This is a genomic window from Bradyrhizobium sp. USDA 3262, from assembly GCF_054060035.1.
Map to the genome: position 1 here is coordinate 2,663,507 of NZ_JBSSCT010000001.1, position 12,773 is coordinate 2,676,279.

Annotated in this window: 10 protein-coding genes; 6 read left to right on the forward strand and 4 right to left on the reverse strand. The window is 65.5% G+C overall.

Annotated features, from left to right (window positions below):
- Nucleotides 1-63: 63 nt before the first annotated feature.
- Together rpoD and ACVWYP_RS12450 are read left to right on the forward strand one after the other, a co-directional pair.
- Nucleotides 64-2,196 (forward strand): RNA polymerase sigma factor RpoD, encoded by a 2,133-nt coding sequence (rpoD, locus tag ACVWYP_RS12445; RefSeq protein ID WP_304498838.1) that lies wholly within the window; start codon nt 64-66, stop codon nt 2,194-2,196.
- A 133-nt stretch (nt 2,197-2,329) separates the two neighbouring features.
- The gene (locus tag ACVWYP_RS12450; protein WP_304498839.1) at nt 2,330-2,707 is read left to right on the forward strand and encodes a VOC family protein; all 378 of its coding nucleotides are present in this window, start codon (nt 2,330-2,332) and stop codon (nt 2,705-2,707) included.
- Nucleotides 2,708-3,041: 334 nt separating this feature from the next.
- Here the strand turns inward: ACVWYP_RS12450 and ACVWYP_RS12455 are convergent, their stop codons facing one another.
- Together ACVWYP_RS12455 and ACVWYP_RS12460 are read right to left on the reverse strand one after the other, a co-directional pair.
- On the reverse strand, nt 3,042-3,278 hold the full coding sequence (locus ACVWYP_RS12455) for a hypothetical protein (protein WP_028343418.1): 237 nt from the start codon (nt 3,276-3,278) through the stop codon (nt 3,042-3,044).
- 170 nt (nt 3,279-3,448) lie between these two features.
- The gene (locus tag ACVWYP_RS12460; protein WP_304498840.1) at nt 3,449-6,253 is read right to left on the reverse strand and encodes a CHAT domain-containing protein; all 2,805 of its coding nucleotides are present in this window, start codon (nt 6,251-6,253) and stop codon (nt 3,449-3,451) included.
- 692 nt (nt 6,254-6,945) lie between these two features.
- Between ACVWYP_RS12460 and ACVWYP_RS12465 the strand changes: the two genes are divergently transcribed.
- Nucleotides 6,946-7,767 carry a lytic murein transglycosylase gene (locus tag ACVWYP_RS12465; RefSeq protein ID WP_304498841.1) on the forward strand — a complete coding sequence of 274 codons (822 nt, stop codon included), beginning with the start codon at nt 6,946-6,948 and terminating at the stop codon, nt 7,765-7,767.
- A gap of 226 nt (nt 7,768-7,993) precedes the next feature.
- Nucleotides 7,994-8,842, forward strand: coding sequence for an FRG domain-containing protein (locus ACVWYP_RS12470; protein ID WP_304498842.1), 849 nt, complete (start codon nt 7,994-7,996; stop codon nt 8,840-8,842).
- Between the two features lie 305 nt (nt 8,843-9,147).
- On the opposite strand, the gene ACVWYP_RS12475 is transcribed toward ACVWYP_RS12470, so the two are convergent.
- Nucleotides 9,148-10,089 (reverse strand): IS110 family RNA-guided transposase, encoded by a 942-nt coding sequence (locus ACVWYP_RS12475; RefSeq protein WP_304498443.1) that lies wholly within the window; start codon nt 10,087-10,089, stop codon nt 9,148-9,150.
- A 299-nt stretch (nt 10,090-10,388) separates the two neighbouring features.
- Nucleotides 10,389-11,258 carry an SDR family NAD(P)-dependent oxidoreductase gene (locus tag ACVWYP_RS12480; RefSeq protein ID WP_304498843.1) on the reverse strand — a complete coding sequence of 290 codons (870 nt, stop codon included), beginning with the start codon at nt 11,256-11,258 and terminating at the stop codon, nt 10,389-10,391.
- A gap of 158 nt (nt 11,259-11,416) precedes the next feature.
- Here ACVWYP_RS12480 and ACVWYP_RS12485 point away from each other — a divergent pair, with 158 nt between their 5' ends.
- Both ACVWYP_RS12485 and ACVWYP_RS12490 read left to right on the forward strand, forming a co-directional pair.
- Nucleotides 11,417-11,821, forward strand: a complete 405-nt coding sequence (locus ACVWYP_RS12485; protein WP_304498844.1) for a response regulator — start codon at nt 11,417-11,419, stop codon at nt 11,819-11,821.
- A gap of 116 nt (nt 11,822-11,937) precedes the next feature.
- Complete coding sequence (locus tag ACVWYP_RS12490) at nt 11,938-12,549, forward strand: LysE family translocator (protein ID WP_304498845.1); 612 nt, start codon at nt 11,938-11,940, stop codon at nt 12,547-12,549.
- Nucleotides 12,550-12,773: the final 224 nt, after the last annotated feature.

A 12,773-nucleotide genomic window follows, 5' to 3' on the forward strand; every position in this document is an offset into this window, starting at 1 on the left:
GATTTCGTGCGGATGCGCGTGCGTGGCGCCATTTTGCATGACCGCGTTTCGGGAGCTTAGTGAATGGCCACCAAGGCAAAGACGCTGCAGGTTAAGGACAAGGAAAAAGACGACAAGGCAGCGGATGCTCCTGAGAAGGATGCCGCTGACGCCCCGTCGCCGTTGCTCGACCTGTCGGATGCCGCGGTGAAGAAGATGATCAAGCAGGCCAAGAAGCGCGGCTTCGTGACCTTCGATCAGCTCAACGAAGTGCTGCCTTCCGACACGACCTCGCCCGAACAGATCGAAGACATCATGTCGATGCTGTCAGACATGGGCATCAACGTCACCGAGGCCGACGATAGCGAAGGCGAGGACGAGAAGGACGACGGCGACGACGAGACCGACAACGAGCTCGTCGAGGTCACGCAGAAGGCCGTCACCGAGGTCAAGAAGTCGGAGCCCGGCGAGCGCACCGACGATCCCGTGCGCATGTATCTGCGCGAGATGGGCACCGTCGAGCTGCTGTCGCGCGAGGGCGAAATCGCCATTGCCAAGCGCATCGAGGCCGGCCGCGAGGCGATGATCGCGGGCCTCTGCGAAAGCCCGCTGACCTTCCAGGCCATAATCATCTGGCGCGACGAGCTCAACGAAGGAAAGATCTTCCTTCGCGACATCATCGATCTCGAAGCCACCTATGCCGGCCCCGAGTCCAAGGGCGGCATCAATCCGAACCTGATCGGCAACAACGGCGCCGAGGGCGCCGCCGCTGAAAGCAATGGCGGCGATGCGCAAGGCGCAGCGCCGGCCCATGTCGCGCCGCCGGCCGCGCCGCCGTCGCCGACCCCGTTCCGCGCCGCGCCCGCCGGCGGCGAAGCCGCCACCGAGGAGAAGGATCCCGCCGAGGCCGCCGCCGAAGGCGATATGGACGACGACGAGTTCGAGAACCAGATGTCGCTCGCCGCGATCGAGGCCGAGCTGAAGCCGAAGGTGGTCGAGACCTTCGACAAGATCGCGTCCGAGTACAAGAAGCTGCGCCGCCTGCAGGAGCAGGACATCGCCAACCAGCTGCAGAGCGAGTCGCTGTCGCCCTCGCAGGAGCGCAAGTACAAGAAGCTGAAGGACGAGATCATCGTCGAGGTGAAGTCGCTGCGCCTCAACCAGGCCCGCATCGATTCGCTGGTCGAGCAGCTCTACGACATCAACAAGAAGCTGGTCTCGTTCGAGGGCCGTCTGCTGCGCCTCGGCGACAGCCACGGCGTCGCGCGCGAGGACTTCCTGCGCAACTACCAGGGCTCCGAGCTCGATCCGCGCTGGCTCAACCGCGTCTCCAAGCTGTCGGCCAAGGGCTGGAAGAACTTCGTCCATCACGAGAAGGACCGCATCAAGGACCTGCGCCACGAGATCCAGTCGCTGGCGGCGCTCACCGGGCTCGAGATCGGCGAATTCCGCAAGATCGTGCACGGCGTGCAGAAGGGCGAGCGCGAGGCCCGTCAGGCCAAGAAGGAGATGGTGGAAGCCAACCTCCGTCTCGTGATCTCGATCGCCAAGAAGTACACCAACCGCGGCCTGCAATTCCTCGACCTGATCCAGGAAGGCAATATCGGCCTGATGAAGGCGGTCGATAAGTTCGAATATCGCCGCGGCTACAAGTTCTCGACCTACGCCACCTGGTGGATCCGGCAGGCGATCACCCGTTCGATCGCCGACCAGGCCCGCACCATCCGCATCCCCGTGCACATGATCGAGACGATCAACAAGATCGTCCGCACCTCGCGCCAGATGCTGAACGAGATCGGCCGCGAGCCGACCCCGGAAGAGCTCGCCGAGAAGCTCGGCATGCCCCTTGAGAAGGTCCGCAAGGTCCTCAAGATCGCCAAGGAGCCGCTGTCGCTCGAAACGCCGGTCGGTGACGAAGAGGATTCGCATCTCGGCGATTTCATCGAGGACAAGAACGCGATCCTGCCGATTGATGCTGCGATCCAGTCCAACCTGCGCGAGACCACGACGCGTGTCCTGGCCTCGCTCACCCCGCGCGAGGAGCGCGTGCTGCGCATGCGCTTCGGCATCGGCATGAACACCGACCACACGCTGGAAGAAGTCGGCCAGCAGTTCTCGGTCACCCGCGAACGCATCCGCCAGATCGAAGCCAAGGCGCTGCGCAAGCTGAAGCACCCGTCGCGGTCCCGGAAGCTGCGGAGCTTCCTGGATAACTAATTCTATCGGTATCCATCGAAACGAGAACGGCGGGCCTGAGCCCGCCGTTTTCATTTTCCCACCTTAAAGGCGACAAATTTTCAGACATTGAGAAGAGCGGACGAAAATTGTTGCATGACGTTGGAGTGCACGAATGAGCCCTTCCGGAGCTTTGATCGCGATCCTGCCGTGTAATGACCTTGATGCGTCGGAGCGGTTCTACAATCGGCTGGGCTTTGCGCGCCCGGACAGCGAAAGGGCTGCTCCTGGAGAGCCCGACACCTATCGCATGCTGTCGAACGGGAAGGGCGGATATCTCCATCTGACGGACGCGGTCGAGGGGTGGCTCACGCCGGGCAGAAACCCTTTTGGGCTTTATCTCTACCTCGAGAGCGTTGATGCCGCAGCGCGCGAATTTCAGCAATCACCCGAAGACAAGCCGTGGGGGATGTACGAATTTGCGATCTCTGACCCGGATGAAACGTTGGTCCGTGTCGGTTGGCCAACCCGTCTCCGCGCCGGGGCGCAATAATTCGTCCGTTGCAAAATTCGCGCGCCAGCGCCCGCGGCCACCCCTCTCCCCAACCCTCCCCCGCAAGGGGGGAGGGAGCCTGAATAATGTGCTCGCCTGACTTTGCTCGTGGCCTTTGTACGTCGTGCCACAACGCGTGCTGCACGCTGCTGCGCGCCGCACGGTGGTTGCAAACGTGAGGGACGCACTGGCGGAAGGGCTCCCTCCCCCCTTGCGGGGGCAGGGGCGGGGAGAGGGGTACCGCTTGCTCCGATGCTGATCGAGTGCCGAGACAGTACGTTCAGCGGATACGCCTGTCTGACGCAGTTCTGACGCAGCGACCAGGTCGCGCGCGCTACTTCTTCTTCGCGCCTACGCGCTCGATGGACTTGATCTCGAGCGGGGCGCGGCCGCCCTTTTCGGCGATCTCGCGGTCCTGCTCGCGCAGGAAGGCGCGCACCGGCTCGTCGCCGTCGAGCCCGCCAATGAGCTCCGACGGCACGCGGCGGTTGGAGCGCTGCGAGCCGTCTTCATAGAAGACGTTGAAGAAGGCGAATTCGCCTTTGGGATTGGTCCCGGGTTTTTTCGGCATGGGCGGCTTGTCCTCGATCGGGCCGCCGCTGTCAAAGCAAATCGCCCGCGCCCGCGCGCCGGTCTGCCCTGCGCGATGGGGTTGCGTGCGGCCCTTGCGCAACGTCGGGCGCAGTTCGGCCCGGCATGCGCTCGCGGCGCCCGTCCGGTCACATCAACGACATATATGCCTCAGCCCTCGAACAGCACGAACGCCGCCCACACGCTCGCGTCGCCCGCGCCCGCGACCTTGCCGTCACGCGCATCGCGCCTCGTCTGGCGCAGCGCATCCGAATAGGTCAGCCCCTCCGCCAGGTGCTCGTAGAACCGCACGGTGAAGTTCGCGGTGCCCTCGTCGGCGACCGGCCACAGCGTCAGCAGCGCGCGCCGCGCGCCGGCGATGCCGAGCGCGGTCGGCAGGCCGCGCAGGCCGCTGACGAAGCTCTCGTCGCCGCGGCCGGTCTCGCAGGCCGACAGCACCAAAAGATCGAGCCCGGACAGGTCCCAGTCCATCAATTCGAAGGCATAGAGATAGCCGTCGTTTTCGTCGCGCAGCGGAAATCGGCTGTCGCCGGCACCCGACAGCACGATGCCGCTCTGCCACAGCGTATCGAGGCCGGATGCCGTGCCGTCGCGATAGAAGCCGTGCGTCGCCAGATGCGCGATGCGCGCCTTGCCGATCGCCGCGCGTAGCGTGCCTTCGCTGACGCCGCGCCCGGTCAACATCTCGACCGGCGCGCCGCGCGCGCGGGCAAGTTTTGCGATCGCCTCGATCTCGGTCCGGGTTGCGGGCAGCGGCATCGGCCCCGGCTCGCCATATTCGATGCCGCCGGCGAGCAGCATCGCGCCCCGCTGATCGAGCGTCTCGCGCGCATGGATCGCGATCAGCGCGTCGGGGCTGGTCAGCATCCGGATCGTGAACTTGTCCTCCAGCAGGCTGCCGCCACTGCCGGGCAGCAGCGCGAACGGCACGGCAAACAGGAAGCCGTCGGGCACGACATAGAGCGTGGTCTTGTCCTTCAGCAGCGGCTCCAGCGGCGCGAATAGCCGCGCCCGGAGGTTCTGGAAGCGGCCCTTGACGTCGGGCGCGTGCGCGTCGGGATCAGGCAGGGTGGCCGGCGTCGCGCGCAGCCGCGCGATCTCGGTGCGCACGCCGGTGTCGATCATCCGGCCGGGATCGCCGAGATCGACCACGCGCGGCTCGCTCGTTGCGGTCTCGACGATGGCGTAGAGCACGGTCGCCGCCAGCGGCGCGTTGGACTGGCGATCCGCCTTCCATTGCCGCGTGATGAAATAGTTGACGACGGCTTCTTGCGCCGCGAGCAGCTGTGACGGACGGATCGGATCTTGCGGCAGCTTCATGCCGATCGCATCGAGCCGCTTCTGAAGCGCCTTCTCGGCCGTGTCCTGCCGCCCCCACACCGACCTCGCCCAATCGTCGATATTGCCCGACGAGAACAGCTCCTGCTTCTCGCCGTTGAGCCGGAGCGCGGTGCGCAGCAGCGTCGCGGTCTCCTCGTCCTTGCCGGCGACCGCTGTCTCGAGCTGGCGCAGCGCCGTGGCCTCGGCGCCGCCGAGCGTCTTCCAGCGCAGCACGGCGGCGGCAAAGGCCGGCTGCGCCACGGCGGAGCTGGCGCCGGTGGCAAGGCGGCCGAACGCGAACAAGAGATGGTCGGCATGGGCGCGGATCGCTTCGGCGACGGCGCGATCGCCCGATGTGCCGACCTCGCGCTTCATCCAGTCGAACATCTCGCGGTCGAGCGCGGCGAAGACCTGCACCGCGCGGGTCGGATCGGTTGCGATCAGCGCGGTCGCGATGCCGAGCTTGATCTCGAAGCTGATCGGATGCTGCGCCGTGAAGGCGCGGCTCGAGATCGCCAGCGCGGTCTCGCGCAGCCGCATCCCCTTGTCCCGCTCGCCGCGCTGCTCGCGTTGGCCGGCAGCCAGCATCGCGGATTTGATGCGCAGGAAATCCGCAAAATTCGCCTCATTGGCGACGATCGTCTCCAGCCGCACCAGGTCGGCCGGCGCGATCGCGGCGTCGCCGGCCGCGAGCATGTCGGTGTAGAACAGCCAGGCGTCGGCCTGTCCGGCAAAGCTCGGATCCTTCGGCGCCATCGCGGCCGCGATCGCGCGGTGGCGGCGGAAGTAGCGGCGGGCGTCGTCGAAGCGGCCGAGATTGAGGAAATCCTGGCCGGCGTTGTTGACCGTCACCAGCGTGTTGAGATGGTTCTCGCCATAATGTTTGGCGCGCTTCTCGATCGCGAACAGATCGAGCTCGAGCGCCTTCGCGGGCGCGCCGATCTCGCGCAGCATGTCGGCATAATTGTTGGCGAGCTTCCAGGTGGTGCGATGGTCGGGCCCCAGCGCCTTCTCCGCGCGCTCGAAATTGTGCCAGCCCAAATTCGTCGCCGACGCCGCCGAGCCGTTTGCGGACAGCGCGACCGCGAGCTTGTCGTTCGCGATCAGCGATTCCTCGGAACCTTCGCCCCAATAGGCGTTGAACGCCGCGATCGCCTGCATGTAGAGCGGAACGGCTTCGGCGATCCTGGCGTGGTCGGACAGCAGGATCGCGTACATCAGCAGCACGTCGGCATTGCCGGGCGGCCTCTGCGCCGCCGCCTTGCTCTGGAACGCGCGCACGAACAGTTTTTCGGCGAGATCGTCGCGCTTGACCGCGCGCAGCGTCGCGGTCGCGTCGAAATACTGCTCCATGACGAACTGGGCGTCGTCGAGCTTGTCTGCGGCATCCAGTGCCGCAAGCAGCTGTGCATAGCCGGCGTCGATCTTGCCGCCGCGCGTCAGCGCGACGGCGTTCTTGATCTGCGCGGCGATCGCCTGCGTGCTGCCGCCGCCTTGCGCCGGCGCACGCCTGGCGGGGGCGTTCTGCGCGGCGGCGGTGTCGAACGTCGCGCTCAAAACAGCGCCGAGCGCGAGCACGACACCGATCGATGCGGCGGCCCTGCGCGCGCGTGCGAAACCCCCGGCGATCGTCATCGGCAGCACATCCTCATCCCCAAACGCGTCATCGGATGGCGTCCCCAAATGACGGCGGCTTTGCAGCCGGCGTGCCTGGCTTTAGCGGCGCGGCTTTGCATGAACAAGACAGCGCGGCCGGCCGCGTGGCGGAAGCGGCTTGCCCAGCCCGTGCTTCTTGGTCGCGGCGGGCGGCTTCGGCGTTCATGCGTCGCGTCCTCGCTGCCGTGCGGCGGGTCGCTCGCGGCCGCCGGGCCGCCGCTTGCAAGCCACCGCCGGTCAAGCCATCGGATGATGTTACCGCCGGTAGGCCGGCCTGCCGTTCGCGGAGGCGAGGGAATGGGTGGCGGAGCCGCGTACGCCGGCGCACTTTCCCGGCAGCCGTCTTTCGCATCGGCGTGCAAACGAACGACGGCCGAAAGCTGAGCTTTTTCTGACCATCGTCACTTGCGCCATCCCGTGCGATTCGCGTATGAGGCGCATTCTTCTCTTTCTACAACCTTTCCTTCGAGAACCGATCGCCGATGTCCAACGCCACAATCGACGCCAACAAGGCGCTCGTGCTCGCGCATTACGACGCCGTGACCAGGTTAAGTAGCAATTTGATGGGATTCCGATAAGACTGCTGGAATCAGTGGGAGCGAAGGATGTATTTGAATTTAAGGTTCGAAGCGAATCAACGTTCTTATGAGGCTACACGATTGAACTGGAGTATGCGTGGGACCATTCGTTTGGTTGCCTGCTGTCTTTTGTCACTGCCAACCCAGTTCATCGCCACCCCCTCATACGCCGCCCGCTGCGGCGGTAGTTTTCCCGGCTTCGTCCAGTCCTTCTCGCAGGAGGCGGCGAGCGCCGGCATCCAGCAGGACGTGATCTCCGCGGCGCTCGGCGGGGTGCAGCAGGATGGCGGGGTGCTCGCGTTCGACCGGCGGCAGCGCTACACCTTCAACAAGACGTTTGAGCAGTATGTCGCAACCCGGGTCGGGCCCGGGCGCATCAATGGCGGCCGCGCGATGCTGCAGCGTCACGCCGCGCTGCTCTCGAAGATCGAGCAGCAGTATGGTGTGCCGCGCCAGATCCTGGTCGCGATCTGGGGGCTGGAGACCGATTTCGGCAAGGGCGACATGGGTAAGCTGCCGGTGTTCCGCGTGCTCGCCACGCTGGCGCATGATTGCCGCCGCACCGACCTGTTCCAGGGCGAACTGCTCGCCGCGCTCAAGATCGTGCAGCGCGGCGACCTCCGTCTCAACGACATGATCGGCGCCTATGCCGGCGAGATCGGCCAGACGCAGTTCCTGCCGTCGTCCTACATCAAGTACGGCGTCGATTTCGACGGCGACGGCCATGTCGACCTGCGCCACTCGGTCGCCGACGTGCTGGCCTCGACCGCGAACCTCCTGCACACCAGCGGCTTCAAGATGGGCGCGCCCTATGGCGAGGGCACCGCGAATTTCGAGGCGATGCGCGAGTGGAACAGGGCGGTGATCTATCGCAAGACCATCGGGTATTTTGCCGATCAGCTCGTGGGGCGGTGAGGGCGCGGCGGCCTTGTCCATCATTGCGAGCGGAGCGAAGCAATCCATCTTTCGGTACATGCGGGACGATGGATTGCTTCGTCGCTTCAGCGCAAAATTGCTTCGCAATTTTGTCGCCGAGCTCCTCGCAATGACGATTATTTCCATCGGGCCGCATCACGCATAGAGAAATGGATTCCGGGCCCTCGCTTCGCGAGCCCCGGAGTGACGGAATGAGTAATGTCCCATGGAAACCATCGGCAGCCAAAAGATCTGGTCGTTCTTCGACCGCCGCGGATGCCAGGTCGCGAAGAACGCGGCGGTGCGGGAGGGGCCGGGCCATCGCGTCGGCTCCTATCTCGAGCTCGCCACCAAGATCGCCGAGCTGCAATTCCTCAACCGCGATCATGTGCTGCTGTTTCGCGGCCAGGGCGCCGACTACAGGAACATCAAGCGCAACTCGTCGCTGAAGCCGACGCTGTTTCGCGGCGGCCGCGGCAATCCCGATCAGGCGACGCTGGCCGGGCGGTTCGATGCGCTGCAACGCGCCGAGCGGATCCTGATCGCCGAATACGCCAGGGAAAAGCTGCTCGGGCTCGAGCGGTTGAAGCGGCATCGCATCCTGCGCTGGTCGATCCTGCAGCATTACGAGGTCTGCACCACGCCGCTGCTCGACGTCACCCATTCGATCCGGATCGCCGCCTCCTTTGCCTCGCTGGCGGAGACCGGCACCGCCTTCCTCTATGTGCTCGGCGTACCGAATCTGAGCGGCGCGATCACCGCGAGCGCCGAGGCCGGCCTGCAGATCGTGCGGCTCGCCAGCGTCTGCCCGCCGTCGGCGGTGCGCCCGCATATCCAGGAGGGCTATCTGCTCGGCGAGTATCCGGAGATGTCCGGCACCGAGCAGAAGGAGAACTACTTTCCCTACGAGATGGATTTCGGCCGGCGGCTGGTCGCAAAATTCTCGTTCGCGCCGGCGTCGTTCTGGAAGAACGACAATTTCCCGCAGGTGGCGAAGAGTGCGCTCTATCCGTCGGAGAAAAGCGATCCGCTGTTCCGGCTGGCGCTCGGGGTGAAGAGGCAGCTCGGCGGGTAATCTCGTGTCGCGATGACGCGCAGGTGTGACTCGCAGGCATATGGATGACCCGCGGGCCTTGCAACATCCTCGGTGTCGTCCCGGGCTTGACTCGGGACCCATAACCACAAATGTCGGTTGTTGCACGACGCTGCGGCCCCAGCGTGTCGCACCAACGCGATCCTGTGGTTATGGGTCCCGGCTTTCGCCGGGACGACGGGTGTATGCGCGTCTGCGCCACAGGGCCTCACGTCGCGGCGTCGTGCATTCGCTCACTGTGCTCGTGCAACATCCTCGGTGTCGTCCCGGGCTTGACCCGGCAACTGTTATGTTGGTTTGGTCTGCAGGTACGGCTTTCGGTCTCGCATCATGGCATTGAGGACCGTGAGCAGCTTCCTGGCGACGGCGATGAGGGCGAGTTTGGCTGGTTTTCCCGCCTGTCGCAGTCGTGCATAGAAGGCCTTGAACGGATCTGCTCTGCGAACTGCGTTGAGGGCCGCCATATAGAGGGCGTCACGAACGCGCTTTCGGCCGCCCGCAATCTTGCGCTTGCCGCGGAAGGCGCCGCTGTCGACGTTGAAGGGAGCAAGGCCAGCGAGCGCTGCGAGTTGTTTCGGTCCGACCCGCCCGAGTTCCGGCATCTGCGCGATGAGCTGCATGCAGGCCACGGGACCCACGCCGGGCAGCGAACGCATTAACTTCGCATCGTCCGCGATCTCCGCTTCGGCTTTAATCAATGCGCTGATGTCGGCCTCGATCTCGGCGATCTCGCTGTCGAGGACCTCGATGAGGCGGCCGATGCGTTCGGCCATGGCGCGATCGTCGGCCTCGCTGCGCCGGTTCTTCTCCTGGGCGCGCATGAGGACCAGCTGATCCCGCCGTTTTGCAAGCCTCGCCAAGGCGCCCCGTGCAGGATCGGCGACCTGCTCGGGGGCGGGTTGCATGGCCCGCGCAAAGGCCGCCAGCATCCGCGCATCGATCGGATCGGTCTTGGCGAGTAGGCCGCTGGCCCGTGCAAAGTCGCGGGCACGGGCCGGGTTGATCCGTGCGAACTGGATCCCGGCCTGACGCAGCGCCTCGCGAAGCGCGAGGTCATAGATACCCGTCGCCTCGAAGACCACCAGCGCATCGCATTGCCAACGCGCCACCTGCTGTGTGATGGCCTGTGGCGCGTTGGCAATGCGCCTCGGCACGCCGTCAGCCTCATCAAAGATGTCGAGGTGGTCTTTGGAGATGTCGATTCCGACGTAACGAAGAGCTATGATCACGGTGCCTGTCCCTGTGATGCGAGGTCTGTTGGCGCAGCCTCGTGCAACTGTTCAGGTTGATAGATGGAACGGGCGGGAGACCGAGCCGGCTCACGGCGTCAAGCGCCAAGGACCCAACGGCTTCCCGCCCACCCTCATCCTGACAGACTTCCAAGACACAGGGACCCATAACCACAAATGTCCGTGTTGCACGACGCTGCGGCCCCGGCGTGCGCGCCAACTCAATCTTGTGGTGATGGGTCCCGGCTTTCGCCGGGACGACGCCGGTCGAGGTGCGCGAGTTACGCCGCGCCATCGCGCTACTGACTCGCCCTCGCGGCATCGCGGGCCATCCGCCTGGCCGCCGTCTTCTCCATCATCCGTTGCATCGTCTTCCAGTATGTCGCCGGGCGGAAGCGTTGCAGCAAATCCATGAAGTATGCGTCCTTGCCGATCAGGATGCGCGGCTGGTTCTTCTCGATGCCGGCGATGATGCGCTGCGCGGCCGCGGTCGGCGTGGTCCTGGCCAGCGCGTCGAAGCGCTCGATCGATTGGGCGCGACGGGCATTGTCGGTGACGCCGGTGCCGGCGCGCGAGCTGCGCGCGATGTTGGTGGCGACGCCGCCGGGATGCACGACGGACAGACGCACCGGGCTGTTCGCCACCGCAAGCTCGTGGCGCAGGCTTTCCGAGAAGCCGCGCACCGCGAACTTGGCCGCGCAATAGGCGCTCTGGCCGGGTGGGGCGATGATGCCGAAGATCGAGGAGATGTTGACGATATGCGCCTCGCGCTGCCGCGAAAGCTGCGGCAGGAAGGCGCGGGTGCCGTGCACCACGCCCCAGAAATTGATGTTGAACAGCCACTCCATCTGCGCCTGATCGAACTCGCCGAACTCGCCGAGCAGCGCAACGCCGGCATTGTTGACGAGGATGTTGAGCGAGGGATGCGCTGTAACGGCGGCCTCCGCGAACGCCGTGATCTGGTCCGGCTCGCTGACGTCGAGGCGGTGCACGGTGACCTTGCGCGGGCTCGCTTTCGCGATCTCCGCGGCGGCGGCGTGCAGGCCGGCCTCGTCGCGGTCGGCGATCGCCAGATCGCAGCCGCGCAGCGCCAGTTCATGCGCGAGCGCGCGGCCGATGCCGCTGGCGGCTCCGGTCACGGCAGCGGCGGATCCAGAGATCGCGGTCATGTCAGGTGAGCTCCATCTCAACGGGGGTGGTGGTTGCCAAGCGGGGAACACGGCGTTTCCACACTTTTCTCAAATTGGAACTGAACCATCCAGTGATTTTAGGCATTTAACCTATGTTACGTGCTCGAACCGAAGCATTCAAACCAAGGGAGCCACCCATGGGACAGTCCAAGCCCTATCGTGCGAAGGCCCTGGTGGTTGAGGACGATCCGATGCAGCGCGAGATGATCGGGCTGCTGCTGGAGGAAAGCGAGTTCGACGTCATCGCCTGCGAGAGCGCCGAGGCCGCCGAACTGGTGTTGCAGGGCAACGGCGAGAACGTCGTGCTGATGATGACCGACGTCGAATTGGCCGGACACATGACCGGCGTCGAGCTCGCCCATGCCGCGAAGAAATACAGACCCGATCTCGACGTGATCGTCACCTCGGGCAAGCCGCTGCGGCAGCGCCTGCCGGACGGGGCGTTGTTCTGGGCCAAGCCTTGGGCGCCGCTGGACGTGATCCGGGTCGCCGAGATGAAGGCGTCGGAGCTTTCGCATCGCGGATGGCGCAGGTCGTCATAGCGGGGTGTCGGCGCGGGCGCCGGGCGGAGGCCCGGCAGCCGCTTCCGCCGTCCCCGTCGCCGTGATATTGGCGGACGATGTCCCGCCCGCCGAGGATGTGAAGTGACGGATTTGAAGTGACCTGGTCGTTCCTGCTGACGACGCTGATCGTGGTGGCCTCGCCCGGCACCGGCGTGCTCTATACGCTGGCGGTGGCGCTGACCCGGGGAGCGCGGGCGAGCGTCGCGGCGGCGTTCGGCTGCACGCTCGGGATCGTGCCGCAGATGATCGCGGCGATGCTCGGGCTTGCCGCCATTCTGCACACCAGCGCCGTGGCGTTCGCGGCACTGAAATGGGGCGGCGTCGTCTATCTGCTCTACATGGCCTGGCAGGCGCTGCGCGAGCGCGGCGCGCTCGCCGTCGACACCGAGATCAAGCCGCGCTCGCGCCGGCGGGTGATCGTGACCGCCATCCTGATCAACATCCTCAACCCGAAGCTGTCGATCTTCTTCCTGGCCTTCCTGCCGCAGTTCATCGCGGTCGACGAGCCGCACCCGCTGGCGCGGATGGCCGAGCTCAGCGGTGTGTTCATGGCGATGACCTTTGCGGTGTTCGCGGTCTACGGGCTGTTCGCCGCCTCGGTGCGCGACCGCGTCATCACCCGGCCGAAGGTGATGGCCTGGTTGCGGCGGAGCTTTGCCGCGGGCTTTGCCCTGCTCGGCGCCAGGCTCGCCTTCGCGGAGCGCTGACGTCGCGCCCTGACGCAGGCAATAAAAAAGCAGGCGTTGCGCCTGCTGCCTTGCGCCCCGTCGGTTCGGGGCCGATCGATATAGGGCTGGTGAATTCGAGGTTGCTGTCGCTGCGACCGGCTGTCCCGGTCCGGGTGCCCGGGCAGGGCAAGAGCCGCTACCCGGGCTGGAATTCGTTACTTCTTGGCGGCCTTCTTCTTGGTGGCCTTTTTCGCCTTCGCCTT

Bases quoted from the DNA above. Each gene is read 5' to 3' on its own strand.
- rpoD (WP_304498838.1), top strand. From the start codon at position 64: ATGGCCACCAAGGCAAAGACGCTGCAGGTTAAGGACAAGGAAAAAGAC.
- ACVWYP_RS12450 (WP_304498839.1), top strand. From the start codon at position 2,330: ATGAGCCCTTCCGGAGCTTTGATCGCGATCCTGCCGTGTAATGACCTT.
- ACVWYP_RS12455 (WP_028343418.1), bottom strand. From the start codon at position 3,278: ATGCCGAAAAAACCCGGGACCAATCCCAAAGGCGAATTCGCCTTCTTC.
- ACVWYP_RS12460 (WP_304498840.1), bottom strand. From the start codon at position 6,253: ATGACGATCGCCGGGGGTTTCGCACGCGCGCGCAGGGCCGCCGCATCG.
- ACVWYP_RS12465 (WP_304498841.1), top strand. From the start codon at position 6,946: ATGCGTGGGACCATTCGTTTGGTTGCCTGCTGTCTTTTGTCACTGCCA.
- ACVWYP_RS12470 (WP_304498842.1), top strand. From the start codon at position 7,994: ATGGAAACCATCGGCAGCCAAAAGATCTGGTCGTTCTTCGACCGCCGC.
- ACVWYP_RS12480 (WP_304498843.1), bottom strand. From the start codon at position 11,258: ATGACCGCGATCTCTGGATCCGCCGCTGCCGTGACCGGAGCCGCCAGC.
- ACVWYP_RS12485 (WP_304498844.1), top strand. From the start codon at position 11,417: ATGGGACAGTCCAAGCCCTATCGTGCGAAGGCCCTGGTGGTTGAGGAC.